At 59.5% G+C, this 25,400-nt stretch carries 23 protein-coding genes and 1 pseudogene; 16 read left to right on the forward strand and 8 right to left on the reverse strand.

Translation table 11 applies throughout. The features are described 5' to 3' along the window. Nucleotides 1–18 precede the first annotated feature (18 nt). Together AB4Y42_RS12650 and AB4Y42_RS12655 are read left to right on the forward strand one after the other, a co-directional pair. A complete protein-coding gene (locus AB4Y42_RS12650; protein ID WP_368694356.1) occupies nucleotides 19–249 on the forward strand; it encodes a hypothetical protein in 231 nt (76 codons plus the stop codon). A gap of 167 nt (nucleotides 250–416) precedes the next feature. Then, a complete protein-coding gene (locus AB4Y42_RS12655; protein WP_368688929.1) occupies nucleotides 417–731 on the forward strand; it encodes a DUF4148 domain-containing protein in 315 nt (104 codons plus the stop codon). A gap of 131 nt (nucleotides 732–862) precedes the next feature. Here AB4Y42_RS12655 and AB4Y42_RS12660 read toward each other — a convergent pair whose 3' ends face one another. The 5 genes from AB4Y42_RS12660 to AB4Y42_RS12680 form a co-directional block, all read right to left on the reverse strand. Then, nucleotides 863–3,181: a TonB-dependent receptor gene (locus tag AB4Y42_RS12660; protein ID WP_368694357.1), complete on the reverse strand. Its 2,319-nt coding sequence runs from the start codon at nucleotides 3,179–3,181 to the stop codon at nucleotides 863–865. Nucleotides 3,182–3,208: 27 nt separating this feature from the next. Further along, nucleotides 3,209–3,625 carry an ExbD/TolR family protein gene (locus AB4Y42_RS12665; RefSeq protein ID WP_368688931.1) on the reverse strand — a complete coding sequence of 139 codons (417 nt, stop codon included), beginning with the start codon at nucleotides 3,623–3,625 and terminating at the stop codon, nucleotides 3,209–3,211. A gap of 15 nt (nucleotides 3,626–3,640) precedes the next feature. Continuing rightward, nucleotides 3,641–4,372 carry a MotA/TolQ/ExbB proton channel family protein gene (locus AB4Y42_RS12670; protein WP_368694358.1) on the reverse strand — a complete coding sequence of 244 codons (732 nt, stop codon included), beginning with the start codon at nucleotides 4,370–4,372 and terminating at the stop codon, nucleotides 3,641–3,643. Nucleotides 4,373–4,397: 25 nt separating this feature from the next. Then, entirely contained in the window at nucleotides 4,398–5,174 is a 777-nt protein-coding gene (locus tag AB4Y42_RS12675; RefSeq protein ID WP_368694359.1) for an energy transducer TonB, read from the reverse strand. 171 nt (nucleotides 5,175–5,345) lie between these two features. Continuing rightward, nucleotides 5,346–8,156, reverse strand: coding sequence for a bifunctional YncE family protein/alkaline phosphatase family protein (locus tag AB4Y42_RS12680; protein ID WP_368694360.1), 2,811 nt, complete (start codon nucleotides 8,154–8,156; stop codon nucleotides 5,346–5,348). A gap of 584 nt (nucleotides 8,157–8,740) precedes the next feature. Between AB4Y42_RS12680 and AB4Y42_RS12685 the strand changes: the two genes are divergently transcribed. After that, on the forward strand, nucleotides 8,741–9,028 hold the full coding sequence (locus tag AB4Y42_RS12685) for a hypothetical protein (protein WP_368694361.1): 288 nt from the start codon (nucleotides 8,741–8,743) through the stop codon (nucleotides 9,026–9,028). Nucleotides 9,029–9,170: 142 nt separating this feature from the next. Here AB4Y42_RS12685 and AB4Y42_RS12690 read toward each other — a convergent pair whose 3' ends face one another. After that, nucleotides 9,171–10,055, reverse strand: coding sequence for a LysR family transcriptional regulator (locus tag AB4Y42_RS12690; RefSeq protein WP_368694362.1), 885 nt, complete (start codon nucleotides 10,053–10,055; stop codon nucleotides 9,171–9,173). A gap of 128 nt (nucleotides 10,056–10,183) precedes the next feature. On the opposite strand from AB4Y42_RS12690, the gene argC reads away from it, so the two are divergent. Together argC and AB4Y42_RS12700 are read left to right on the forward strand one after the other, a co-directional pair. Next, on the forward strand, nucleotides 10,184–11,113 hold the full coding sequence (gene argC / locus AB4Y42_RS12695; protein WP_368694363.1) for an N-acetyl-gamma-glutamyl-phosphate reductase: 930 nt from the start codon (nucleotides 10,184–10,186) through the stop codon (nucleotides 11,111–11,113). 156 nt (nucleotides 11,114–11,269) lie between these two features. Then, nucleotides 11,270–11,737, forward strand: coding sequence for a CBS domain-containing protein (locus AB4Y42_RS12700; protein ID WP_368694364.1), 468 nt, complete (start codon nucleotides 11,270–11,272; stop codon nucleotides 11,735–11,737). A 103-nt stretch (nucleotides 11,738–11,840) separates the two neighbouring features. On the opposite strand, the pseudogene AB4Y42_RS12705 reads toward AB4Y42_RS12700, so the two are convergent. Further along, nucleotides 11,841–11,975, reverse strand: a pseudogene (locus AB4Y42_RS12705) (NADP oxidoreductase coenzyme); the annotation flags it as partial. A gap of 229 nt (nucleotides 11,976–12,204) precedes the next feature. Continuing rightward, nucleotides 12,205–12,939 carry an SDR family NAD(P)-dependent oxidoreductase gene (locus tag AB4Y42_RS12710; RefSeq protein WP_368694536.1) on the reverse strand — a complete coding sequence of 245 codons (735 nt, stop codon included), beginning with the start codon at nucleotides 12,937–12,939 and terminating at the stop codon, nucleotides 12,205–12,207. A gap of 129 nt (nucleotides 12,940–13,068) precedes the next feature. Here AB4Y42_RS12710 and AB4Y42_RS12715 point away from each other — a divergent pair, with 129 nt between their 5' ends. The 11 genes from AB4Y42_RS12715 (at nucleotide 13,069) to AB4Y42_RS12765 (ending at nucleotide 25,389) form a co-directional block, all read left to right on the forward strand. After that, nucleotides 13,069–13,647: a TetR/AcrR family transcriptional regulator gene (locus tag AB4Y42_RS12715; RefSeq protein ID WP_368688940.1), complete on the forward strand. Its 579-nt coding sequence runs from the start codon at nucleotides 13,069–13,071 to the stop codon at nucleotides 13,645–13,647. Nucleotides 13,648–13,975: 328 nt separating this feature from the next. Continuing rightward, nucleotides 13,976–14,410, forward strand: coding sequence for a hypothetical protein (locus AB4Y42_RS12720; protein WP_368694365.1), 435 nt, complete (start codon nucleotides 13,976–13,978; stop codon nucleotides 14,408–14,410). A 69-nt stretch (nucleotides 14,411–14,479) separates the two neighbouring features. Beyond that, entirely contained in the window at nucleotides 14,480–15,487 is a 1,008-nt protein-coding gene (locus tag AB4Y42_RS12725; protein WP_368694366.1) for an AraC family transcriptional regulator, read from the forward strand. 475 nt (nucleotides 15,488–15,962) lie between these two features. Further along, complete coding sequence (locus AB4Y42_RS12730; protein ID WP_368688943.1) at nucleotides 15,963–17,327, forward strand: Rieske 2Fe-2S domain-containing protein; 1,365 nt, start codon at nucleotides 15,963–15,965, stop codon at nucleotides 17,325–17,327. A gap of 172 nt (nucleotides 17,328–17,499) precedes the next feature. Beyond that, entirely contained in the window at nucleotides 17,500–18,906 is a 1,407-nt protein-coding gene (locus AB4Y42_RS12735; protein WP_368694367.1) for an amidase, read from the forward strand. Nucleotides 18,907–18,941: 35 nt separating this feature from the next. Beyond that, nucleotides 18,942–19,967: an FAD-binding oxidoreductase gene (locus AB4Y42_RS12740; RefSeq protein ID WP_368694368.1), complete on the forward strand. Its 1,026-nt coding sequence runs from the start codon at nucleotides 18,942–18,944 to the stop codon at nucleotides 19,965–19,967. A gap of 9 nt (nucleotides 19,968–19,976) precedes the next feature. Beyond that, a complete protein-coding gene (locus AB4Y42_RS12745; protein WP_368694369.1) occupies nucleotides 19,977–21,305 on the forward strand; it encodes a M20 family metallopeptidase in 1,329 nt (442 codons plus the stop codon). 49 nt (nucleotides 21,306–21,354) lie between these two features. Next, a complete protein-coding gene (locus tag AB4Y42_RS12750) occupies nucleotides 21,355–22,095 on the forward strand; it encodes an aspartate/glutamate racemase family protein (protein WP_368694370.1) in 741 nt (246 codons plus the stop codon). Between the two features lie 33 nt (nucleotides 22,096–22,128). Further along, the gene (gene iaaH, locus AB4Y42_RS12755) at nucleotides 22,129–23,577 is read left to right on the forward strand and encodes an indoleacetamide hydrolase (protein WP_368694371.1); all 1,449 of its coding nucleotides are present in this window, start codon (nucleotides 22,129–22,131) and stop codon (nucleotides 23,575–23,577) included. Between the two features lie 28 nt (nucleotides 23,578–23,605). Next, the gene (locus AB4Y42_RS12760) at nucleotides 23,606–24,559 is read left to right on the forward strand and encodes a VOC family protein (protein WP_368694372.1); all 954 of its coding nucleotides are present in this window, start codon (nucleotides 23,606–23,608) and stop codon (nucleotides 24,557–24,559) included. Next, the gene (locus AB4Y42_RS12765) at nucleotides 24,559–25,389 is read left to right on the forward strand and encodes an alpha/beta fold hydrolase (RefSeq protein ID WP_368694373.1); all 831 of its coding nucleotides are present in this window, start codon (nucleotides 24,559–24,561) and stop codon (nucleotides 25,387–25,389) included. Before AB4Y42_RS12760 ends, AB4Y42_RS12765 begins: the two co-directional genes overlap by 1 nt. Nucleotides 25,390–25,400 lie beyond the last annotated feature (11 nt).

Consider the following 25,400-nt stretch of genomic DNA (forward strand, 5'->3'; position numbering starts at 1 on the left):
ATCGGGCGCAAGCGCTTCGTGAAAGAGGCGGTGGCGGCGGAGACGGCCTCCGCCGGCTGGTTGCGCAAGCAACGGTTCACGGCGCCATCCTCGCAATACTCAAGGTGCCAGTTCGATCCCGTGGCGGTTCATCACGGGCTTCATCATGTCCAGCAGATCGGCGCAAAGCGATTTCAGACGTTTTATGCGGTGCTCAGAGAGTTGACGGATGGTGGTTCACTCGTCGGCAACCAGGCGGCGCCTTCCTGATGTCCGTATGTGGCTACAAGGCGCCGCAAGTAGCAGGGCCAAAGTCCGAGCATTCCCGGAGCGCGTCCCGGCGTCGCGCGATATTCACTGTCCTATACTTGGTACTTCCCATTGAGCCACTTCCATGGGCCTGACCGCATCAATTAACCGGGAACAGGAGAGAGAAAATGCCTATCGCCAGACAAATATCGGCCCTGCTCGTCGCGGCATCGCTCGGGATTGGCACAGTCACACCCACCTTCGCGCAGAACGACGCTTCGGGTGCAGCCACTGCCGTAGTGCCGGGGGGCGCGTCGTCCGCGAAGCCAACCAAGGCGGAGCGCAAGCAGGCCCGAAAGGAAGCCCGGGCGAAAAAGAACGCCGAATTGAAGAAGCTTGAAGCTGCGGGCTATCAACCCGGTCGCGCAAATGATCAGAACTATCCGCAGGATCTTCAGAACGCGCAGAAAAAGGCGGGGATTGGGCAGGGCGCCAGTCAATAGCGGCCGAACGCCGTGTCCCTGCTAATTGCGCTGTGAACTGCGCCGGCGGCGCGCTGGTTTTCGGCTGAAAGGCCAACCCATCGTACGAGCAGTCGATCGAGATGGGTCCCCGCCGCTGGCGTAGATCTCCCTCAAAAATCGGCATGCAGGGTAACGTACGCGCTAAGGGGCTCGCCGAGATAGGCGCCGGCCTCATTGGCGGCGATGAAGTAGCGGCGGTTAGTCAGATTGTGGACATTGAGATCCACGCCCCAGTGGTTCGCCTGATAGCCGAACGCCGCGTTGGCGATGACATAGGACGGCACCGAATTGATGTTCGAGATATCGCTGTATACCTTGCTCATGTAATTGATGCCCGCTCCGACGTGAAACCCGGGATGGCCTGCGATCGCGAATGTGTAGGTAGACCACAGATTCGCCATGAACGCGGGCACGTCCTGCGGACGGTGGCCGACCGCCGTTATCCCTTGGGGATTGCTCGTGACATAGGCGTGCTGAGCCGTGAAATTGGCGATCACATGCCAGTGATCCGTGATGCCCGCGTCGAGAGACGCCTCGCCGCCTTGTGTGCGCTGGCTGTCGTACACGACGGTTTCGATGTTGTTGACGGTCGTCGGCGTCGCCACGTTGTCGCGCGATACGTCGAAGAGTGCCGTGTTCAGCACGTATTGGCCGTCGAGGAATGAAAACTTGACGCCTACCTCGTACTGCAGCGCCGATTCAGGCGCGCCGATGCCCGTCTGCGTATTCTCCGAGTTGAAGTTCGTCAGATAGCTTTTCGATATGCCGAAATACGGCGACATCCACGGCATGAGCTTGTAAAGCGCGCCGATATTCCAGCTCACGGGCGCATCGTTGCGCGAGTAAGTATTGCCCGCCAGTATCGGTACGCCTTCGTTGTCCACCCGGCCGGGCACGGTGATATTCGGTGTCAGCGACGTTTGCCACCAGTCCTTTCGCACACCGACGCGTATCTTCAGCTTGCTGGTCGCATCCACCTGATCGGTGGCGTACAGGCTGTAGAAGTTCGCAACCAGATGATCGTTGTCGCACGAATGCTTCGCATCACAAAGGAAATGCAGGCTCGCAAGCGACGTTTCGGGCGGCACCGGTGCGAACACATCTTCGATATTCGGTAGGTCCGCCGTGGAGCGATCGGTATTGATGGTCTGATGCTGGTACTCGAAGCCGGTCAGCAGCGTGTGCTTGACGCTGCCCGTTGCGAACTTCCACACCGGTTCGAGCTGATAGTCGAGCGTATTGTCCGAATCGTTTTGCTGGCGCAACTGCCGGTTGACGACCTCGTTGCCGACCACCTTCGTCTTCGAACTATCCCCATTGCCAAAGAATTCCAAGGAACGGTGCAGGAACGACAGCCGGTTGTTGATCGTCAGCACGTCGTTGACCTTCCACTCGTCGGTGAGGGTCGGGCGAACGTAACTTGCACGCGCATAGGCGAACGGCGTCGAATACTTCGCGTCGAACGGGACGTTCCGGATGGGAGTGCCGTTGTAATAGATGATGCCGTACGAATCTGGCGTCGAGCGGGAGTCCTGCGCCTCGAGCGAAAAGTCGATCTTGTGGTTGCCGACTTTCCATTCGACTGCAGGACGGATCTCCTTGTCCCAGTACGACAAGCTGCGGTAGCCGTCCGATCTTGCACCCGTCGCGTCGACGCGATAGTTCAAACCGGAGAGGCCGGTCGGCCCCGTGACATACGCACTGCCCCAGACCGTGCCGAATGAACCGGCCTGGACGCTGCCGCCATACTGAAGCGTGGGAGACGGCGTGTAATGGACGATATTGATCGTGCCGCCCGGCGGGCCACTGCCGAAGAGTGACGAACCCGGTCCTTCGAGAACCTCGATACGTTCGACGCCGTTCAGCGAATGCGAAACGCCGTTGACCTGATCGCCATCGGAAAACCCGTCGGTGTAGATCTGGGCCTGGAGGCCGCGGATCATGAAGTGATCGAAGAAGCCCTTGGCATCCGGTCCACCGGAGTTCACCCCGGTGGCGTTGCTGAGGCTCTGCTGTAGCTTCGTGGCGCCTTGCTCCTTGAGCAGCCCGCTGGGGATTTCCTGCACCGTCATGGGCAGGTCGCCGATCGGGGTTCCGGTCTTGCTGACGTCTGCGGTCTGGTCAGGATCGTTGACGTTGTCGGGCGCGGTCGTCGGTCTGGTTGCGCGAACAACGACCGTATCCAGTGTCGATGGCGTTTGCGTTTGCTGGGCCTGTTGAGCTTTCGCTGCACTGGAAAAAGACAGCGTTGTAAACGCAACCGATACGGCGATTGCGATGCGAGACGGGGACGATTTCATTAACGTCATCCTGTTTTTGGGGATTTCTGATAGTTCGTCGCCCCCTATATTCTTGAATGCAAATGACTTGCATATGTAAGCTGCAAATAGACAACGGGAGCGCCGTTTTACGAACGGCCCGCCCGCCACCTCGAAGCAGGTTGGCGAAGCAATGGTCTATGGTTTGGGCTCGGTGACGAATCCGATCTTCGTCAGGCCGCCTGCATAGGCGGCGGACATCACCTGTGCCACCGCTTCGTAGGCCACCTTGCGATCTGCGCCAAGCCGCAGTTCCGGCAGAGGTTTCTCGTGTGCCGCCGCGGCGATCTTCGTGCGCAACGCGTTGGGTGCTACTGGCTGCCCGTCCCATAGCACGGTGCCATTGGCCTCGATCGACACATTGACCTGCGCCGCCTTTGCGTCCTCCTTCTGGCTGCTTGCGTGTGGCAGTTCCACTTTCACCGCATGGCGCAGCGCAGGGATCGTCACCATGAAGACGATCAGCAAAACCAGCATGACGTCGACGAGCGGCGTCATGTTGATTTCGCCCATCAGCCCATCGTCTTCGTCGTCACTAAACGGGGTTATGGCCATTGCCGTATCTCGAGGTCAGTCGCTGCCGGTCGCGAGCCGCAGGCCGCTGTCGTGGACCGACGGCGAGAGGCTCGAACCGGTCACGAAGTACGCGTGCAGCCGATGCGCAAACCGCCTCAGCTTGCCGGCGAGCGACTTGTTGGCGCGCGTCAGCGCGTTGTAGCCCAGCACAGCGGGAATGGCGACGAAGAGGCCGAACGCCGTCATGATCAGCGCTTCGCCGACCGGGCCCGCGACCTGATCGATCGACGACTCGCCTGTCGCCCCGACTGCAAGCATGGCGTGATAGATGCCCCACACCGTACCCAGCAACCCGATGAACGGCGCGGTGCTGCCGATCGATGCCAGGATCGAGAGACCGCCCTGCATTTGGGCGACACTCTCGTCCATCGTGTCTTTCAGACAGCGCGTTATCCAGTCCGACACGTCCATGCGTTCGCGCAAAAGCGGTTGCGTGCTGCGATGATGAGCGGCGGCCTCCTTGCCGGCCAGCGCGAGCGCGAGAAACGGGTTTTCCCGCGCCGTGCTTGCTCGGCCTTCCGATTGCAATGCCCTGTCCGTGAATTCATCGAGTTGTGCGATTGTCTGATCGATGTCACCGGCCAGTTTTTTGAGTCGGATGACATTCCAGCCCTTGACGATGATCACGCTCCATGAGAGCACCGACATGACCAGCAGTGCGAGCGCGATGCCGCGCGACACGAAGTCTCCGGCAGCCAGGAAGTGCGAAATACCATAGTTTTGCATGGCGGGTTCCCTATAAACGTCCGCGCTAGTTGTTCAGGGCGAATACGAAAGGAACAGACGTCGGCACGCGGCGCGGCGTACCGTTCTCGAGATACGGCTGGCACGCGCTGTCGCGCACGGCGGCAAGCGCCGCTTCGTCGAGGCGGCTGTGTCCGCTGCCGCTTTTCAGTTCCACGGATTCGGGCTGCCCCGTCAGTCCGACGATGAATTTCACCATCACCGAACCGGTTTCACCGCGTCGTTGCGAGAGCGCCGGGTAGGGCGGCTGTGCGATGCTGCAATGCAGATGCGAGATGTCCTGCGGAGCGGCCAGTGCGATTGTCGGGCGGGCGGAGACGGCATCGGGCGACGATGCGGCGGCTTCCGGTGCGGCGGCCGCGGGTGCTGCTGGTGTCGAGGAGGCGGTGGTGCTCGACTGTGTCGCCAGGGGTTCGGTTGCAGCAAGCCTGCGCGGTGATGGGGCCATGGTTTCATGCAGCGTCGTCACATGATTCGTTTTCCTGATATTTTGCGGCTGCGCCTTTGGCTTCGCAATGTCGGAGGATGTCGCACGGTGCTCGATCCGGGAAGGAGGCGACTGGACGACGGCGGATGCCGTAACCGGCGCGGGACTCAGCAGTTCGGCCGTGATCGTGCGCGGCTCGGCGGGCGGCGGCACAGGGTCGTTGCGACCGCTCAGCACCACCGCGAATAGCGCCGCGTGAATGGCAGCGACGACAACGATGGCGCTCGTTGCGCGCACATTCAGTCTGTCGGGCGATGCGGGCTCGCGATCGGCAATAAAAGGCAGCGAAATCTGCATGCGGTAGATCCGGTTCAAGCGGTTCGCTTTATCGAACGTCTGCGCAGAGCGTCGATGTCAGCGGGCGGCGGCTGCCCCAAAGGACAGCCGCCCACCGATGCCAGCTACTGTGCGCCTGGCGCAGCGGACGTCACGCCCCCGTCAACGCAACGTCCGGACGACGTGATTCGCTCAATCGTCATCGTCGTCAGCGGCAGCGACCGTCTTCGCGCCATCGGTCGTGGGCTTCGTATAGACCGAGTGCGGCTCCGGATACGGCTTGTTGCCCATCACGCCCGCCCACAGTACGCGGTTGAACACTTCCGGCGGAACGCGATCTTCCCTGGAGAAGTCGAAGCCCTTCGTCGCGTTCGCCCAGTAGGTCGCGTCATGCAGCGGATGAATGTCCGGACCCTGTGCATACTGGTTGCCGTCGTTGCCGCCCGAGGTTGGGCCGGTCGCCACGTTGCCCACGTTCGTGCCCTTCAGGATCGTCGACGCAACGGCGGTGTAGGTCCACGAACCGTCCGAGCCGGTGTCGAAGACGTCGGCCATCGGTTGCGCATACGCCGTGTTCAGGTCGATGTGCTGGGTGCCGAGCACGTCTTCCATGGTACGGACCGCGTTGACCTGGCTGTAGGCGGTGCTGACCACGGCGTTCTTCTTCACATACGCGCCAACGACATAGGCCGGAGCACGATGCGAGTCGACGTGATCGGAGCCGGCCTGCGAGTCGTCCTCGACCACCACGATCAGCGTGCTTTTCGCGTACGGGCTGTGCGCGACCGTCTCGATCAGCTTGCCCACCGCGAAGTCGTTGTCCGCCTGCTCCTGCTCAGCGGTACCCATCTGGCCGACGTTCTGCGCGTAGCTGCCGGTGTGATCGGAACCCATGCGGACGAATTCAAACGACGGGAGATGGCCGTTCGCGACGTACTGCTGGAACTCGCGGTTCCATTCGAGTTCGCGGAACGTGTCCGGATAGGCCTGATCGAAGCCGCGATAGTACGGGTCCGTCAGGGTGACGAGCGACGGCTTGAGCGGGTAGACCTGAATATTGCCGGAGGCAAACGGGGTGAGGAGGGGGCTGGCGATCGTGCCGATCGAGCCGGTGTTGTTGACCATGCCGCCGTAGTTGCGAACCGTACCGCCGGCTTGCAGCACCGCGTCGTAGATGCTCGCTTTCTGATAGCCGAACGGGGCATCCGGCACCGAGATATCGGCGATCCCCGGCAGCGCGTTGGCCGTGCCGCCCGGCAGCGACGACGTAACCGTGGAATAGGCGCCGCCCGAGGCGGTGTCGCGCATGGCAGTCGTGGCGAGGCCGACCGGCAGACCGCGGTTGGCGCCTTCGGACTCATACGACATGCCGCGGCTCACGCCAGCGTAGTTCTCCTGCTGCGAAACCTCCTCGGTCGGCGTGACGTGCGCATGCTGCACCCACGACCAGCCGTCCATGGAGCCATCGCCCGGATCGGTGAAGTTGTCGATCGTGACGAAGTTGCCGGCGATATTGTGGAAGTTCGGCGTGGTGGACTTGCCGTACATCGTCAGCGAGGGATCGCCGTTCGAGCCGTTGCCGAGGTCGCCGAGAATCTGGTCGAAGGTTCGATTTTCCTTGACGACGTAGATCACATGCTTGATGTGATTACGCAGGAAATGCATCGTCTGGCGATCGCTTTCCGACTCTCTCGCCGAGTAGTGATTGTTTTCGGCGACCTGGCTGGTCAGCCGGGCAAGCACATCGCCCCGCGGGACCGGTGCGCTCACGAGGCTGCTCTGCTCGAGACCGAACTGGTACTGGGCCGAGGTGCCCGAGGTGTACAGCGGGTTCGGGCCGGTGTTCGACTTGCCGTTGATGATGTACATCTGCGACCCGTCGGCGCTCAGCGTGATGTCCTTGGGCGCATAGGCGGTCGGGATCAGGCCGGTGACGTGGTAGCCTTCGTCGCCATCGAGCGAGATCACGGCGATCGAGTTGTCGCCGTTGTTGACCGCATACAGGGTTCTGCCGTCGCGTGACACGGTCACGTTCACCGTGTCGCGACCGCTGTACTTCTTGTTGTTGCCGTGGCCCTGATCGTCGCCATCGCCGTCGCCGGACTGGCTGGCGATGTCGATCGTCCTCTCGACCCGGTGGCTGGCGGTATTGATGACCGCCACCTGGTCGGTGTTCGCCACCGCGACGTAGAGCTTCGACTGATCCGGCGAGAGGGTCATGCCGTAGGCATTGCCTTTTACCGGGATGCGAGTGATGAATTGCGGGGCGGCCGGGTTCGACAGGTTCAGCACCACGACTTCACGGTCCCGCACCGAGGAGATGAACGCGGTGTCGTCGGATTTCAGTGAAACGGCCCACGGGTATTCGCCACCTGCGGCGCCTTGCGTGCCCGACGTGTTGAACGGGCGCAGATCATATTCCGACGTGACCGTATTCGTCGTCGTGTCGATGATGGTGATCGAGTCGTTGTAGTTGTTGGCAACGACGAGGATCCGGCCATTGCCGGAGAGTGCGAGACCACCGGCGTTCGGCTTCACACCGTTGCCGATCCCCTTGCTGTGATTCAGGGCGATGGCTGCGGTCTGTGACCATTGGGCCGACGGAAGTGCCGACGGGCGGCTGTACACGTAGACCGCGTCATCAGCGCCGCCGGTGCCGTACAGGGTCTGGTTTCCATTCCAGACGAGGCCATCGAACGCGTTGTTCTGGTGGATGGCCTGGACGAACTTCGGATTGGCCTTGTTGGCGCCCGACACGTCGTAGATGAAGATGTACTGGGTCGAGTCGGTCTTGTCGAGCGTGCTGTTGCTGGCGCCCGTGTAGACGGTGTTGTAGCCCGCCGTAATCACGGCCAGCGTGTTACCGTCCGGGCTGAGTTGCGACCGGATGGCGCCGCTGACGACCTGGGTCGGCTTTGCCGCGAGTTGCGGGTTGAGCAGCTGCTGCACAGCGCCCGGAATGGCTCTCGGGGAGATGAACTGGCCCGTTGGCAGAAGTTCCATGTTGCCCTGCGGCGGTGCTGCAAATGCAATACAGCTAGTCAGTAATCCTAATGCTAAGGCAGTTTGAACGACGTTACGATTCATTTTGGTTCTCTCCAGATAATCAAAACAGAAACGCCAAATTCGATTCAAACGGAATCATTTGTCAGGTCTGTTGCCCCTGATTGCGGAGACGTGCCAGCGATTGGACCAGGTGGGATGTATTGCAGTGGCGCCATCCCGGCGCTTTCAGCCCGGTAACATTTAGTCAGTTTCGAATGTCAATCGAATGACATGATTCGAGCGTGGATATTCAGAATGCGAATCGTTCTTTATTGCTTCGTCAGTTATTTACCAGACTCGATGACAGACAGGTGAAGGTTGTCGAGGCCGCCACCGTCTCGTTGCGTTCGCAAGCAGGGTGCGCGGAAGCTTTTTATGCATGGGATAGCTGTCTGCTTGCATGCGGGTCCCGTGCGTGCGCAGATCGAGGACATGTAGGGTCAATTCTTAAAGTCTTTTCTGTGATGTGCCGTAGATCACGACGTACCGACGCGTTGCCGTAAGGGCAGCCCGCAGCGAATTCCCTAAACAAAAAAGAATAGATGCCGCTACGCCTAAAGCTTTCTCTTTCCTTTCTTCATAGTGCTTTCGTTTTGCTTGCCGCGCTGCCGCAGGCCGCATGGTCGGCGGACCGCATCAACGACTTCAGCGCAGTTCCCTATCTCAACGCACGGCAGAAGACCGCACTCGTTGCGAGCTATCTGGCGGCGCCGCCGCCTAAAGCTATCGCTATCGGCAGCACGAGCGGCATGTGGGCTTCCGGTGCCTTCGATCCTGCGCGCAGCGCAATGCGGCAGTGCTGGAAAGTCTTGCAGTATTGCCAGCTCTAAGCGGCTTTGGTGCGGCGTGCAAACGGCCACGAGGAATGCCGCACTTATTCGGTGGACGGCGATGTTGTATGGGCCACCAGGTAGTCCGCACATTCAGCGGCATTTTCAGCGAAAAAGGAATCTGAGCGACAAATGGCGACGCCTACGCCAATCGCAAATCCCACAACACATTCAGTACGTGTTGCGTGGAACGCTCGACGTACCCCGCACGATGTGCAATCCCGAGCCGTCGCCACAACGCCGGGCGCAGCGGACGCATGACAATGCGACTGTCCGGTAATGGCGTAGTGGCCTCATGGGGCAACAGCGCTGCGCCGTAACCTGCCGCTACCAGACTCTTGATCGCGTCGTTGTAGTTGAGCTGAATGCGCGGCTCAGGATGCTGCCCGCCGTTCGCGAACCACTCCGCAGTCAGACGCGAGAGACGCGTGGTCGCGTCATTGAGAATGAGAGGCTGGGCGGCGAGCCATTCAGGGGTAACGCGGGCCGGCGACCGCCAATGCGCCGGCACGAAGGCCATCACAGGGTCGCGGCGCCAGGGTTTTATCACGAGTCCGGCCACCGGGGGCTGGGGCAGCGCGACCAGCCCGATATCCAGCGTTCCATCCACCAGCCGGGACAAGGTTTCTTGCGACGTCAGCACTGCAATCTGAATGTCGATCGCGGATTGGTGCTCGCGCAGGACATCGAGCGCCTGCGGCAGCATGTGCGCGATCACGCCTGTGGACGCGCCGAGACGCGCACGCCCTTCGAGCCCCTCTACCTGGCGTTGAATATCGTCCAACGCCTGCTCCGCGTCGGCCAGCAGTCGGCGCGCGCGCTCCACCAGCACCTCGCCGATAGACGTCGGCCCCACATGTCCGCGCTTGCGTAACAGGAGTGGGGCCCCAATGCGGTCTTCGAGTTCGGCGATGTGGAGGCTGACCGTTGGCGGCGCCAGGTGCAAGGCACGCGCCGCATCGGCGAATGAACCTCGGTCGGCAACGGCGACCAGAGTGCGCAAGCGGTCCAGACTGATCTCTCGCATGACGGCGTCCAGATTCAGAAAAACTGAATGTTTGCGTTATGAAATTCAACTTTCCCTATTCTATCGGTCCGCGCAACATACGGGTTCGTTTTCCTGTTCCAACCCACAGTCAGCGGAGTCATCCACGTATGAGCTCTCCCGTAGTTTTCATCGACGGCGACCAAGGCACCACCGGTCTGCAAATCCACGAGCGGCTGCGCAACCGGACCGACATCAGACTGTTCACACTTGCCGCCGCGGAGCGCAAAGATTCACGGCGTCGCGCAGAAGCCATCAACGCCTGCGGCATCGCCATCCTCTGTTTGCCGGATGCCGCCGCGCGTGAGGCAGTGGGCGCCATTGTCAATCCTGACGTCCGCGTGATCGACGCTAGCTCCGCGCACCGCACCCAGCCGGACTGGACTTACGGTTTTCCGGAAATGACGCCGGGGCAGGCTGAGCAGATTGCGAACGCAAGTCGGGTCACCAATCCTGGTTGCTATCCGACCGGTGCAGTTGGCCTGCTGCGACCATTGGTGCAGGCGGGGCTCATACCGGGCGATTACCCGATCAGCATTCATGCGGTATCCGGCTACTCCGGGCGCGGGCGTGCTGGCGTGGAGGAATATGAGGGGACGGGCGCCGCCAACGCACCTTCATACCAGGTCTATGGCCTGGAACTCGCGCACAAGCACACGCCGGAGATCCAGCAGCACGCCACGCTTGCGCAGCGTCCCATTTTCGTCCCTGCGTACGGAGCGTTCCGCCAGGGCATCGTGCTGACGGTGCCGCTGGCGTTGCGGCTGCTGGCACCCGGCGTGGATGGCGCCACGCTACACGCATGCCTCGCACGCCACTATGCCGAGGCAACTCACGTACGAGTCCTGCCGCTGCACGAATCGAGCGCCTTAAAACAGCTGGATCCGCAAGTGCTGAACGGCACGAACGACATGCACTTAAGCGTATTTCATGACGAGGAACACGGGCACGTCCTGCTGTCGGCGGTTTTCGATAATCTTGGCAAAGGCGCATCCGGAGCGGCGGTTCAGAACCTGAACCTCATGCTCACGCGGCAATAGTGGCTGAGCGCTTGAGTTTCCGTTTTCGACGCTGAGATCTCCCGTGGTTTTCCCGGCAGCAGACCTTCCTGTAGCGACGCGAAGGAGCGTACCCTTTCGTTGTGAGCCGACTGATGGCGTCGGCGCGCCACTGCCAGTCTTCTACAGGAGACGACCATGAAAAAGGAGCGAAAAACCGCCCGGCAAATTCTGTCCGGGAACCCCCGGGAGGTGATCTCCGTTGGCCCCGCGGACTCAGTGCTGACGGCGCTGCGTCTGATGGCCGATAAGGATGTCACCACCGTGCTGGTGCTGCAGAGCAGCAATCTTGTCGGCATCCTGTCTCAGCGCGATTACGCGCGCAAGGTCGAACTGGCCGGGCGCAACGCGACAGAGACGAAGGTCGGCGAGATCATGACCACCGAGGTGCTTTACGTCACGCCCGAGCATACCTGTGACCGGTGCCTGGCGTTGATGCATACGAGGCGGATCCGGCATCTGCCGGTCATCGATTCGGGAAAGGTAATCGGCGTGCTATCCAATAGCGATGTCCTCGAAGAATTGATCCAGGAAGACGAACATTTCATCAGCATTCTCGAGCATGACATGCTCTACCTGACCGTCGACACGGGTGGCGCCTACTAAACCACTCGCGGGCGGCCAGGGAGGCGTCAGCTGAATCTCGGTCAGATCACCAGCACGCATTTAGCGATGCGCGTGGTCGATCTGACTTTGTCGCAACGCGCAGCTATTTGAACTTGACGAGATCCTTGAAGATCAGTTGAGCCCAGCTATTCCCCTTGGCCTGGACAAGCGAGCCGCCGTCCTTGAGCGGTCCTGGCGAAATCGGCGCGAAACCGAGCTGTTCGGCCAAAGCGGCGACCGGCGTCACCGGGACTGTTATCCGCGTTTGGAGGCCCGCCGCGCGCGATGCGCGACGCGGGCCATACCAGATGCGCGGAGGCGCGCTCCCGCCGTTTGCAGCGAAGGCAGTGCGAGCGGGCGTGACAATAGCCGCTGGACAATCATCAAATCCAATTCCGCTTATTGATCAGGAATCCATATTTATCTACACAATCTGGATCACTCACTTGTAGCTTTACGGCGCGATTTCAGATGGCCGACAAGCCGCCGTCGACGGACAACTCCACCCCATTCACGAAGCTCGAATCGTCTGAAGCAAGAAACAGCGCGACCGTCGCAATTTCCTCGGGACGCCCCATCTTTCCCCGCGGAATCACGGATTCGAACATCCGTTTCGCCGCCTCGTCGAGAATCTGGTCCTGCATCGGTGTCGCGATCGGCCCCGGGCTCAGCACGTTCACGCGGATATTCCTGCCCTTCAGCTCGTTGAGCCAGGTGCGTGCGAATGAGTGCAACGCCGCCTTGCTCGCCGCATACACGCCGTAACCAGGAAATCCTTTTACCGAAGCAACCGACCCGGTCATGAAGATCGATCCGCCATCGTTGAACAGCGGCAACGCCTTCTGAACCGTAAACAGCGTGCCGCGCGTATTCAGGTCGAAGATCGCATCGAAGTGCTGCTCGGTAATCTCGCCCAGTGGGACGGCTTCGCCCCAGCCGGCGCTCGCATACAGGACGTCGATCTTGCCCTTTTCCCGCTTGACGGTATCGAACAAGCGGTCGAGATCGTCGAGATTGGCGGCGTCGCCGCGCACGCCGGTGACGTTCCGGCCAATCAACTTGACGGCTTCGTCCAGCGTTTCCTGCCGCCGGCCCGTGATGAAAACATAGGCGCCTTCTTCAACGAACCGCATGGCGCTTGCCAGCGCCATGCCGCTCGAACCACCGGTGATGATTGCAACCTTACCCTCGAGCTTTCCCATATTGGCTCCTTTCGTGGTGTCGGACAGCGTCTCTGTTCCCATTTGCACAAATCCGCTGTATCTTGTGGATCACTGATCCACATCCCGACTCCGAAGATACGGATCACTGATCCACTTGTCAAGAAAACTATGCGGGCCGACGCCAGAAAAAATTACGACCATCTATTAGCAGTCGCGCGGGACGTCGTCACCGAGCATGGCGCCGATGCGTCCATGCGAGATATCGCCCGCCGGGCCGACGTCGGGTTAGCCACGCTGTTTCGTCATTTCCCGACTCGAGAAGCCTTGTTCGAAGCGTTGCTGCGAGAGAATCTGGACGCGCTGACGCAGAAGGCAGTTGAACTCGAAACGTCGAATCCACCTGACGAAGCGCTCGTGTCCTGGTTTCGCGAAGGAGTGGCATTCGTCCATAGCTATAGCGGCGTTGTCGCGATGATGGCGAGCGCCCACGCGACCCCGGACTCCGCGCTTTACGCTTCATGTGCAGCGGTGCACTCAGCGGGCGAGCGCCTGCTGCTCCGTGCTCAGGCCGAGGGATCCGCGCGTGCCGATGTGAATGGCGACGACCTGTTCGCGCTGATGTCGGCGCTCGGCTGGCTCGGTGACCAACCCTCATTCGCGCCACGGGCCGATCATCTCTTTCAGGTCATTGCGAGCGCCATTCTGTCCGAGCGGACAAGCGGCGATGTCAGGAAGGCAAGGTGTTGAGTCGGATCGGCGATCGGATGCGCGGGCCCGAGACGTCGCAGATTTGCGGTTAATGGCGTCAGTGCTGGCCCACCATCTCGGGCGTCGGCAGCCGACCGCTATCGCGCCGGCGAGTCGAAATAGCTCGAGTTGTGAATTCAAGTCTTCACCCTTGACCCTTCTTGCTCAGCGTTGACTCAGTCGGGGGCTACGGTTCTTGCAGTATCGGGATAGTGTGTGCACGAATTGGATAGTTCACCAGGTGGGGTTGGAATAGTCTGCGTGCAACAATCTTGACTGCGATCAAGGCATTCAAGAGAGCAGTCAAAAATAGACGGAGACGGTGCGAATGCACAAGTATGAAGATGGATTGCAACGTTGCAATGCCAACTACACCCCGCTGACCCCGGTCGACCTCCAGGTTCGCACGTCCAATGTCTATGCCCACAAGAATAAAAAGGCGCCAGAAGAGACGGTCGCTGGCGGATGGTTCCGCACGGGTGTTCTGACTGCTGCCGATGTCCGAAGTGGGGTGGGTTTCCTTGTGCCCTTATTGAACTCCGACCCCACGTGGAACGCACGCCCGGCGAAATCGTCGCTCACGGCCGCTCACTGCTGGCTTCGATCAAGATTCCCAGGGCGGTTCGCCTTTGTAAAGTACCCAATTCCTCGACAGAAAATTCAGAAATCAGCATTGCGCAAGCAGCCGAATTCGACCTCCGCAATTGATCAGGGCCAGTTCGCGTTGCCGGTAGGGGAGACACGTATGGGTGGGTTGTTTTAAGGAATGTATACTTCTCCAGTAATCTAGTCCTGATCCCCGGTAGCTGAATACTTCTGAGTTATAAAGCCAATGAAACTAAAAGAGGAGTTGCATTCTGAGGCTAATGACGACTCTAGTCCCTCAGCCGATGCCGGGTTATTTCGGACCCGGGATATAGAACAGGCCAGAGATTGGGGCACGCGTACATTCTGCGAAAACGAACTTCGAAATATTGACGTGCGCGGTGAACTCGATGCGCGTCTAATGTATCGAAAGTACGGATCAATCGGCATTGGCCGAATGAGTTATGGCGGCGAACTCAGGATTCGACCGACTACATTTGATGATTTTTATTTAGTACAGGTGCCACTCAGTGGTGGTGAGCATATCACCAATGGCAATCAGTCCGTCAGTTCATCGCCTACGGTAGGTTCGATTCTTAATGCCGGGCAACAACATGAAATCGTTCACACGACGGGCACCGAAAAGCTGATTCTCCGTATTGATCGCGGTTTGGTGGAGCGCCTGTGTGGGCAGCATCTCGGCAATGATGCGCAAACCCGGGTGGAATTCGATACTGCAATGCCGCTCGATTCCGCTGCCGGCAGACGGTGGGCTTCCACCATGCAGTGGCTCTTCGATTACCTGGACGGTACGCCTTCGTCATCGCCGCTGTTGGCGGCGCAAATCGAGCACATGATCGGCTCGCTGCTGCTCATCAGTCAAGCAAGCAATCATAGTCTGGCACTTAACGAAGATCGGTCGCGCTCCGTGACTCCGGCGTTTATCAGGAAGGCAGAGATTTTCATCGAGGAGCGGGCGCACGAGCCTATTACGGTGGGAACCATTGCGGAGCACGTAGGGGTCAGCACCAGTTCGTTATACACAGGCTTTAGAAAGTACCGGAATACATCACCCATGCATCTGCTGAAGAGCATCCGGCTCAGTCGCGTGCGTGAGCAGTTGTTGAAGTCAGATCCAAGAAATACAACGGTGACGGCAGTAGCGTATCAGTGGGGTTTTGCCCATCTAGGTCACTTCACCACCTATTACAAACGTTGGTTTGGCGAGACCCCTAGCGAAACTCTAGCTCGTTAAGCCGGTAAGCAGGGGAGCGTCGCGAACTCGCACCTGGCCCCCCGACTGAGCGGCAACTGAAGATCTTCACCGAGTGCGGCCAGAATCCGGAAATCGTGCGCCGGCTCGCCAATGCTTTCGACGATCCGAACGCTTGCCCCCCTGTTACTTCGACAACGCTGAACCGAGAATGGAGCGACCCCGCTGGTCCTTCACCGTGGGAATTTCGCCATGCCGTAGACGAAAAGGACTACGAATTTAATAGCTGATCAAATCAAACGCTAACCCAGATGGGGCTCTCAGGAGCCCCGTTTGTGTTTGTAGGGATAAACCCTCGAAACGCATATTGAATGCACAGATGGGATAGGGCTCGTAGTCATTGGAGTGTCGAGTACGCGGTCGGGTAATACGATTCGTCCTGCGGTCACTGCCTTACCTGGTGCGCAAAAAAATTACCCCCTTTACAAGGGCTAGCCCCCTCTGAGGAGACAGACAGATGTCGAACCAAACTGTTGTTCGTCGTCGCGTAGCGCAGCATTCGATCAGCGATTCGCGCTACAACGATGCAAAGTCGCAATCGCAATACCAGCCCTACAAGGACGCAGCTTGGGGCTTCATCAACCACTGGTATCCGGCGATGTTCAGCAAGGAACTGGTGGAAACCACGACCGAGAACGAAGAAGAACTCCAGACGGGCATCAAGGGCATCATGATCGCCGGCGTGCCCATCGTGCTGCGACGCGTCGACGGCAAGGTCTACGCAGTCAAGGACCAGTGCGTTCACCGTGGCATTCGTCTTTCCGAGAAGCCGATGTGCTTCAACAAGGAGACGATCACGTGCTGGTACCACGGCTTCACGTTCAATCTGGACGACGGCAAGCTCTCGACCATCGTTGCCAATCCGGAGGACAAGCTGATCGGCACGACCGGTATCACGACGTACCCGGTTCAGGAAGTCGCGGGCATGATCTTCGTGTTCGTTCGTGAAGACGACTTCCCGCTCGAAGACGTTCCCCCGTTGTCGGATGACCTGCCGTTCCGCTTCCCGGAAAACAACGAGCGCTTCCCGCACCCACTGTGGCCGGACACGCCATCGATCCTGGACGACAACGCAGTCGCGCACGGCATGCACCGCACGGGCTTCGGCAACTGGCGTATCGCGTGCGAAAACGGCTTCGACAACGCACACATCCTGGTTCACAAGGACAACTCCATCGTTCACGTGAACGACTGGGTGCTCCCGCTGGGCATTCTGCCGGTCTCGGACGACTGCATTCAGGTCATTGAAGACGAAAATGGTCCGAAGGGCATGATGCAATGGCTGTTCACGGACAAGTGGCAACCGGTGCTGGAAAACAAGGAACTGGGCCTCAAGATCGACAACCTGAACGGTCGCTTCTATCGCACGTCGGTGGTCCTCCCGGGTGTGCTCATGGTCGAAAACTGGCCGGAAGAGCACGTCGTTCAGTACGAATGGTACGTTCCGATCACGGACGATCTGCACGAGTACTGGGAAGTGCTCGTCCGCATCTGCCCGACCGAAGAAGATCGCAAGAAGTTCAAGTACCGCTTTGATCGCGTGTACAAGGAACTGTGCCTGCACGGCTTCAACGACTGCGACCTCTACGCCCGCGAAGGTATGCAGCACTTCTACGCGGACGGCACGGGCTGGGACGACGAGCAACTGGTGTCGACCGACATCTCTCCGGTCACGTGGCGCAAGCTCGCTTCGCGCCACAACCGGGGTATCGCGAAGCCTGGCAAGGGCGTCTACGGTGCAGTGAAGACTCATAGCACGCGCCTCAAGGATCTCGCGGATGGCAAGCGCCCGGCGTACTTTGTGGATCAAGTCTGGTTCTAAAGCTTGATCGGCACTCGCCGGGGTGCTGCCTGTCAGTTCCCCTTGGCACCTTGCAGCATCCTGATGTCCGGTTACGAGGAGGGAGATCGATTCGTCATCCTATCGGTCTCCATTCTCGTCTCTGTGTGTCATCAGGCCTGGACCTAACTAAATTTTATTACCCGTATCCGTCATGAGCAGCCTTCCACGCGACCTGCCTGATTTTGAAATCTACGACCTGTCGTTGCAGATTCGCAGCGGCAAGATCAGTCCGGTAGAAGTCACCAGGGCGATTCTGGCCCGCGTGGAAGCACTGGACGCGAAATTGCATAGCTATGCCCGTGTCACCCCTGAGCTGGCATTGAAGCAGGCTGAGCAAGCAGAGAAGGAGATTCAGGCCGGAGACATAAGGAGTCCCCTACACGGTATTCCGCTTGCAGTCAAAGATTTGTTCGATACCAAGGGCATCGTGACTGCCGGTGGCATGCCGATCCATGCACAGCGCGTACCCACGGAAAACGCGACGGTCGTGCAGCGCCTGCAAGATGCAGGGTCGGTGATGCTGGGCAAGCTGCAAATGACGGAAGGTGCCTTTGCCATCCACCATCCGACGATTCCTGATCCCGTTAATCCGTGGGGCGCCGCACACTGGTGTGGTGCGAGCTCCTCGGGTTGCGGTGTCGCTACTGCGGCCCGTCTGTGCTACGGCACGCTCGGTTCCGATACGGGTGGCTCGGTGCGGTTCCCCAGTGCAGCGAACAATCTGACTGGATTGAAAACCACTTACGGCACGATCAGCCGTAAGGGCACGATGGAACTGGCTGCATCGCTGGATCACGTGGGCCCCATGGCTCGCTCGGCCCGTGATGTGCTGCTCCTTCTCGCAATCATTGGTGGTCACGATACGCAACGACTGCTTGCCACCATCGACGAGCAACGATTCGAAAATTTCCTGAAGGGCTTCAAGGGATTGCGAATCGGCCTGGACGAAGCGTGGATTTCGGATGGCGTCGATCCCGTGATTCAGCGCGCGATTCAGCAGGTCAAGGTCATCCTTGCTGAGGCCGGTGGCGAAATCAAGAGCATCAAGGTTCCGGATACACGGGCGACCAGTTCCAACTGGGAGCATCACTGCGGGGTTCAAACGGCTGTTGCTCATGAAGCGACGTATCCCGACAAGGCCGCTGAATACGGTCCCGCACTGGCCCGTTTGATCGATCAAGGGCGGGAACTGAAGGCTGTGGACTACGAGCGCATCATTCGTGATGCCCAGCAGTTTACCCGCGAGATGGATGCGGTATTCACAGAAGTGGATGCCGTATTGGCTCCGGTGCAGCCCTACGCGGCACCGACGTATGAACAGTTGGCAGGTTTGGCTTCGGATCCTGAGGCTAACCGGCGCCTGATTCAGTTCACGTCGCCGTTCAACGCCTCGGGACACCCCGCATTGTCGGTACCCATCGGATTTACCGCGCAAGGATTGCCCATCGGTGGGCAACTCATTGGCCGCAAGTATCAAGACGATCTGCTGTGTATGGTCGGCATGGTATTGCAGAGTCATAGTGATTGGCATCGTCAGGTCCCGCCTGGGTTGGCTTGATGGATATTGAAAGTGTTTATTTTGCGGATTAAGTCATGACCCAAGCTCATCAGGTAACCATTCACTTCGCAGATGGCGTGAGCCGTACATTTGCCGCCGGGTCGGGTGAAAACATTCTCGAAGCCGCAATCAAGGCCGAAGTGCCCGTGCTGTATCAGTGCAAGGCCGGTGCCTGCGCGTCGTGCACGTGCAAGCTCGCGGAAGGAGAGGCCGTGACGATCCCCGGTGCCAGTTCGACGCTCCTGGCTTCGGAATACGCAGAAGGAAACCGGCTGCTCTGCGTGACGAAGGCCGAATCGGATTGTTCATTCAACGTCGCATACGGTTCGGAAGTCGGCTCGTCGGTCGCCCAGGAGGTGAAGGTCTTCATCGACTCCGTGGAGCGTATCGCGCCCAACGTCATGCGTTTGACTGTCGAGCTGGCCGAAGGCAACTGGCTCGAATTCAGGTCCGGGCAGTTCATGCAGATCACGGTACCAGGTCTGGGTGTTCTCCGCAGCTACAGCCCGTCGTCTACGTCGCTGACTCTGCCGAAGATGGAATTTCTGGTCCGGCTGCTGCCCAATGGCGCGATGTCCACGTTCCTCGAAAACGAGGCGCAAGTGGACCAGGTTCTGACGATGAAGGGCCCCTATGGCGCGTTCTTCCTGCGTGAAGAGCATCGTCGTGCGCCGCACATCTTCGTTGCCGGTGGAACGGGTCTGGCTCCGATCCTGTCGATGATCGACGGCCTGAGGCAGGCGTCTGGCAAGAAGCCGCCGATGCTGCTCTCGTTTGGTTGCGCGGTCCCTGAAGCGCTGTTTGCGCTGGATGACATGGAACTACGCCAGCACTGGCTGCCGACGTTGAAGACCCGCATCTGCGTGGATCGCCACGCCACGGAAGGCCTGCATGAAGGATCGCCGGTCTCGGCCCTCAAGGAAGGCGATGTGACGGATCCGAACACGGTGGCTTATCTGTGCGGTCCGCAGCCGATGATCGACGCGGCGACCACGCGTCTGATCGAGTTGGGCATGAAGCCGGAATTGATTTTCGCAGAGCAGTTTGTTGCATCGAATTGAGGAATGGGCATGCAATTCAATCCTACGAAGCAAATGCCGTTTTCGGCTCAGCAGACCGAATGGTACGAAAAGGCCAAGGCCAACCTGAGTTCGAAGCGTCTTCAAAAACTGCTGTTCGAGCTGACGGACATACACAGTCCTACGGGTTCCACGCGTGAAGCTGCTGACTATATGCAGCGTCACATGGAGTTGATCGGGCTGCGTACGAAAACGCATGACAACTCGGCCATCAGTCGTTCGGTTATGGGTGAACACCGGGGCACCGGTGGCGGCGCGTCGTTGCTGCTTTATGCGCCTATCGACACTCACCTGGATCGCACCAGGGAAGAAGAGATACTTTCGGGCCCCGGTCAAGAAGCGGATTTGCAGCCGCACGCCAGGCAAATCGAAGACTGGGTGTTCGGCCTCGGCGCTTCGAATCCGAAGGGCATGATCGCCACGCACGTTGAAGTGGCAACGGTGGTGCTGGAAACGGGTATTCCGCTGAAGGGCAATCTGCTTGTCGGTATGGCCGACGGCGGAATGCCCGTTGACATCAAGGAGCGTCATTCGGGCATGTCGAATGGCGTGATCAATCTGCTGAATCGTGGCATGTACCCCGATTTCGCAATCGTCATGAAGCCGTGGAACTGGGTCTATCACGAAGAACCGGGTATGGCGTGGTTCAAGATCACGGTCAAGGGCACGATGGGCTATGCGGGTATCCCGCACGACGTGCCGGGTTTCCGTTCGTCGGTGGTTCCCGCTGCCACGGTGATCCAGGCGCTGCAAGCCTGGCTTCCCGAATATACGAAACGCAATACGTCGGGCGTTATCGAGCCCCATGGCTGGATTGCGGGCGTTCGTGGCGGTCAGATCGAAAGGCCTGCGTTCCCGTCCGCAGTCACGGAGATTTTCTTCGACGTTCGCGTGAATCCCCGGACGAGCCCCGCTGATGTCAAGGCACAGTTCGCGAACTTTATCGAGGACATAAAGACTCGCCATCCGGAAATCACGATGGACTGGGAGATGTACGGCTCGGTCCCGGGCGGCACCACGGATCCGGAGAACTGGATTATCCAGTCGGCGAAGCGCGGCTGGGAGCACATCGAGGGACGTCCACATGGCGTACCCGACATGCTGGCCGGTCAAACCGACGGTGCGGCGCTGCGTCGTTATGGTGTGCCGACTGCTCGCATCGGTTGGCCGTGGCCGGCTCAGGGCGCTCCGGTACCGGTTGCCGAGGGTCTGGGCGGCATGGGCGCCACCTATGTTCCGGACCTGATGCCTTGCGCCGAAAAAATCCTGTATGCGGTGATCGACACGCTTACCCGCGACCGGAGCGAGCTTGGCCTTTGAGTTTCTGTGGTCGTAGTTCCATAACCAGAAAGCAAGGAAGGAGACTGACATGAGCAAGAAGCGCATCAAGATGATTTTCCCGGTGCCGATGAGCGAGGCGACTCGTCCGCTGGTGGAATCGCAAATGCCGCCTTCAATGCAGCGCGCGGACATCGAAGTCGAATTCGTAGGCGCCGGTCAGGTCATGACGCTCGCGGATTCGTACCTCGACATGGCAGTCATGGAGATGGCTGTGATTCAGGCGGGCATCAAGGCTGAGGAGCAGGGCTTCGATGCCGTGTGTATCAACACGGTTTCCGATTCGGGCCTCTACGCGCTCCGCTCGCGTCTGTCGATTCCGGTGATGGCCCCCGCTATCACGTCGTTCCATCTCGCGTGCTCGCTGGGTCACAAGTTCAGCGTCTTGACGATGTGGCCGCAGTGGCACGCGCTGTACAAAAAGACGACGAAGGAATACGGCCTGGAACATCGTCTCGCCTCGATTCGTGACATCGGCGTTCGCCCCGATACACAGGAACTGCTGCAGGGCAAGGAAGACATCGTATTCGCGGCCCTGGTCGAGGCGGGCAGGAAGGCAGTCGAAGAAGACGGTGCGGACGTGCTGGTCCTGGGTTCCACCACGATGCATCAGTCGCACGAATACCTGGCGAGGCACCTGAACGTACCGGTTCTGAACCCAGGCGTGGTCGCATACAAGTATTGCGAAATGCTGCTCGATCTCGGTCTGTGCCACAGCAAGACCGCATTCCCGGGCCCGGAGACGAACAAGGATGCCGCGTTCGGCTTCTAAAGCCGTCAAGGATGCCTGCGTTAAGGATTAGATATGACCCACGATAAACATCAACCGTTCATCGATTTCACGATGGCCGACGCCGCTCAGGCGTTTCGCGACGGATCGGTGACGAGTACCCAGTTGGTACTGGCCTGTCTGGAACGTATCAACGCAGGAAAAGCCCTGAATGCATTCGTTACCGTGGATGCAGAGGGCGCTTTGAAGGCTGCGGCGGCTATTGATCAGGCACGGCAGACAGGGATTCCGTTGGGGCCTTTGGCAGGCATCCCTATCGTGGTCAAGGACAACATTCATAGCGCGGGCATCCGCTGCACCGCAGGCAGTCCCGCTTTCGCGGACTTCGTGCCGGTCACGGATGCACCGACCTTGCGCAAGCTCCGGGACGCAGGGGCCATCGTGCTGGGCAAGACCAACATGCATGAGCTGGCCTACGGGGCGACGGGCTACAACGGCGCCTTCAATACGGGCGCAGGCCGTGGGGTTCGTAACGCATACGACCAGACCAGGATTGCCGGCGGTTCGTCCTCGGGCTCGGCCGCTGCGCTGGGTGCGCGGATGGCACTCGGGGCATTGGGAACCGATACAGGCGGCTCGATGCGCATTCCCCCGGCACTCAATGGCGTGGCTTCGCTGCGTCCGACGTGGGGTCGCTACTCGGGGCTGGGCGTGATCCCCATTGCGAGGACGCGGGATACCGTGGGCCCCATGGCATTGAACATGCACGACGTGGCGCTCCTCGACAGCGTGATCTCCGACGAGTACGCGTTGCCCCACGTGGAACTCAGGAAGCTACGGCTGGGCCTTCCCGCCGAGTTTTGGGCGAATCTCGATCCGGACACGCGCGAGGTCGCGGACTCTGTGGTGACGCGTCTCACGCAGTTGGGCGTGACCATCATCGATCTGGGCAAAACCGGATTGATGGAACTGAATGATGCAGTTGGCTTCCAGGCGGTCGTTGGCGAGTCCAGATCCAGTATGGAGCAGTACCTGAAGGACAACGGTCATCCGATGACGGTCGAGAAACTGGCCAGGAAGATCGACAGTCCAGACGTGAAGTGGATTTATGAAAACTGGGTGCTGCCCAACAAGTTCCCGAATGCCGCAGGCGAACTCATGGATGTGACACCCCTGTACGAACAGGCACAAAAGTCCGGCGGCGGACGTGATCAGTTGCGGGCCAGGTATGCAGAACTGTTTGCCCGGCATCAGCTGGATGCGCTGATCTTCCCGACTACCGCGTGCGTGGCGCCCAATGCTGACGACAGCATTTATGAGGAAGAGAACTTCCGGCGCCTGATCCAGAACACCGAGCCGATGGCGAGCGCCGGGCTTCCGGGCCTCAATCTTCCGGCAGGACTGGGTTCCCGAACGGGGCTCCCGGTTGGCATGGAGTTCGACGGTCCGCACGGTTCGGATCGTCGACTGCTCGCCATTGGCATTTTGCTGGAAGGCGTTTTGGGCGGCATTGCGCGCCCCTGACCGTTGGTTCTGCAAGGATTGAACAGAGATGATTAATGCGCTGAGCTACATCGCGGTCGAGACCCCCTGTATGCAGGAATGGATCGATCAGGTGACGAACCACATCGGTATGCAGGTCGAAGTGACCGAAGCTGGAAAGACCATACGCATTCGCGCGGACGAAAAGATTCAGCGGTTTGTCGTCACCGCTACCGATGGCGAGTCCACGATGGGTATGGGCTTCGAAGTTCCCGACGCCCCGACCCTGATGGCATGCACGAAGGCATTGGAGGCCGCTGGTTATAAAACGACGCCCGGTACGGCTCAGGAAATCGAATTCCGGGGCGTCAAGAACATGGTGCATTTCCGCGACGATGATGGTGTACGTCTGGAGATCGCCTATGGTCTGGCCGAGGCAAATACGGAATTCGTGCCCGGCCGGCCAATTGGCGGTTTCCGTACCGGCAACATGGGCCTCGGTCACGTGGCGCTCATTACCGGGCACTTCGAAAAACTCTCGAACCTGTATCGCAACGTACTGGGCATGCACCTCACGGACTACACCTATAAGCCTTTCAAGGTCGAATTCCTGCACTGCAACCCACGTCACCATACGATCGGCATCGCGCATACGGGCGGCAAGGCCGGCATCTATCACCTGATGCTCGAATACAACGATTTCGATGACGTCGGTCGTGCATACGATACCGCGCTCCTGAATCCCGCTTCGATTGGCGTGACGCTGGGTCGTCACATCAACGACCACGCGACCTCGTTCTATCTCAAGAACCCCGATGGCTGGATGTTCGAACTGGGTTGGGCGACGCGCACCGTTGGACCTGACTGGGAAGTCGAGGAACTGAAAGGCATGAGCCTCTGGGGACATGACCGGACATGGCTTCCGGACCACAAGCGCGAAGAAGCGCGACAAATTCTCAAGCAACTGGCGGCCGAAGGCATGCGTGCACCGGTTGTCATCCCTGAGACACAGAAGGCAAAGTGATGAGCAACGCAAGTCCCGAGATCGCAAATTCACTCACGCTGGGTGACGTGACGCTGAACTATCACGACGTTGGTGAGGGCGCGGGCGAACCGATCCTGCTGATTCACGGCTCAGGCCCCGGCGTCACCGCCTGGGCTAACTGGCGCGGCATTATCCCGGTACTGAGCCAGAAGGCTCGAGTCATCGCACCGGACATGCTGGGATTTGGATATACCCAGTGCCCCGAGCAGCTCAAGCTGACTCCCGCTGTCTGGGTGGAATCGTTGATCGCGTTGCTCGACGCGCTGGAGATCGAGAAAGTGTCGGTGATCGGCAACTCGTTTGGTGGTGCCATCGCACTGGCACTCGCCACGGCACATCCCGAGCGTGTGAATCGTCTGGTACTGATGGGTGCGGCGGGCATCAATGCGCCGATCAGCGAGGGCCTTGAAAAGGTATGGGGTTACACGCCCAGCCTGGAAGCCATGAAGGGGCTCATGGAAGTGTTCGCCCACGATCACTCGATCATCACCGACGATCTGGTGCGTATGCGTTACGAGGCATCGATCCGCGCGGACGTGCAGGAACGATTTGCCCGCCTGTTCCCGGCGCCGCGTCAGCAGGGCGTGGAAATGCTGGCCCTTGCAGAACCGGATCTGGCGGCGATCGCGCACGAGACGTTGCTCCTCCATGGCCTGAACGATCAGGTGATCCCGGTCGAGTGGTCGCGACACATGAAGACGTTGCTCCCGAACTCGACACTGCAAGAGTTTGATCAGTGCGGACACTGGGTGCAGATCGAAAAGGCTGCGCAGTTCACGCACGCTGTTTCGGACTTCCTGCTCAATTAATTAACGGGACA

Source organism: Paraburkholderia sp. EG286B, assembly GCF_040965655.1.
Taxonomy (GTDB): domain Bacteria; phylum Pseudomonadota; class Gammaproteobacteria; order Burkholderiales; family Burkholderiaceae; genus Paraburkholderia.

Excerpts from the sequence above, each read along its gene's own strand:
- AB4Y42_RS12700 (WP_368694364.1), top strand. The coding sequence starts at position 11,270 with ATGAAAAAGGAGCGAAAAACCGCCCGGCAAATTCTGTCCGGGAACCCC.
- AB4Y42_RS12750 (WP_368694370.1), top strand. The coding sequence starts at position 21,355 with ATGAGCAAGAAGCGCATCAAGATGATTTTCCCGGTGCCGATGAGCGAG.
- iaaH (WP_368694371.1), top strand. The coding sequence starts at position 22,129 with ATGACCCACGATAAACATCAACCGTTCATCGATTTCACGATGGCCGAC.
- argC (WP_368694363.1), top strand. The coding sequence starts at position 10,184 with ATGAGCTCTCCCGTAGTTTTCATCGACGGCGACCAAGGCACCACCGGT.
- AB4Y42_RS12720 (WP_368694365.1), top strand. The coding sequence starts at position 13,976 with ATGCACAAGTATGAAGATGGATTGCAACGTTGCAATGCCAACTACACC.
- AB4Y42_RS12735 (WP_368694367.1), top strand. The coding sequence starts at position 17,500 with ATGAGCAGCCTTCCACGCGACCTGCCTGATTTTGAAATCTACGACCTG.
- AB4Y42_RS12740 (WP_368694368.1), top strand. The coding sequence starts at position 18,942 with ATGACCCAAGCTCATCAGGTAACCATTCACTTCGCAGATGGCGTGAGC.
- AB4Y42_RS12760 (WP_368694372.1), top strand. The coding sequence starts at position 23,606 with ATGATTAATGCGCTGAGCTACATCGCGGTCGAGACCCCCTGTATGCAG.
- AB4Y42_RS12655 (WP_368688929.1), top strand. The coding sequence starts at position 417 with ATGCCTATCGCCAGACAAATATCGGCCCTGCTCGTCGCGGCATCGCTC.
- AB4Y42_RS12675 (WP_368694359.1), bottom strand. The coding sequence starts at position 5,174 with ATGCAGATTTCGCTGCCTTTTATTGCCGATCGCGAGCCCGCATCGCCC.
- AB4Y42_RS12745 (WP_368694369.1), top strand. The coding sequence starts at position 19,977 with ATGCAATTCAATCCTACGAAGCAAATGCCGTTTTCGGCTCAGCAGACC.
- AB4Y42_RS12690 (WP_368694362.1), bottom strand. The coding sequence starts at position 10,055 with ATGCGAGAGATCAGTCTGGACCGCTTGCGCACTCTGGTCGCCGTTGCC.
- AB4Y42_RS12670 (WP_368694358.1), bottom strand. The coding sequence starts at position 4,372 with ATGCAAAACTATGGTATTTCGCACTTCCTGGCTGCCGGAGACTTCGTG.
- AB4Y42_RS12710 (WP_368694536.1), bottom strand. The coding sequence starts at position 12,939 with ATGGGAAAGCTCGAGGGTAAGGTTGCAATCATCACCGGTGGTTCGAGC.
- AB4Y42_RS12725 (WP_368694366.1), top strand. The coding sequence starts at position 14,480 with ATGAAACTAAAAGAGGAGTTGCATTCTGAGGCTAATGACGACTCTAGT.
- AB4Y42_RS12730 (WP_368688943.1), top strand. The coding sequence starts at position 15,963 with ATGTCGAACCAAACTGTTGTTCGTCGTCGCGTAGCGCAGCATTCGATC.
- AB4Y42_RS12715 (WP_368688940.1), top strand. The coding sequence starts at position 13,069 with ATGCGGGCCGACGCCAGAAAAAATTACGACCATCTATTAGCAGTCGCG.
- AB4Y42_RS12685 (WP_368694361.1), top strand. The coding sequence starts at position 8,741 with ATGCCGCTACGCCTAAAGCTTTCTCTTTCCTTTCTTCATAGTGCTTTC.
- AB4Y42_RS12680 (WP_368694360.1), bottom strand. The coding sequence starts at position 8,156 with ATGGAACTTCTGCCAACGGGCCAGTTCATCTCCCCGAGAGCCATTCCG.
- AB4Y42_RS12665 (WP_368688931.1), bottom strand. The coding sequence starts at position 3,625 with ATGGCCATAACCCCGTTTAGTGACGACGAAGACGATGGGCTGATGGGC.
- AB4Y42_RS12765 (WP_368694373.1), top strand. The coding sequence starts at position 24,559 with ATGAGCAACGCAAGTCCCGAGATCGCAAATTCACTCACGCTGGGTGAC.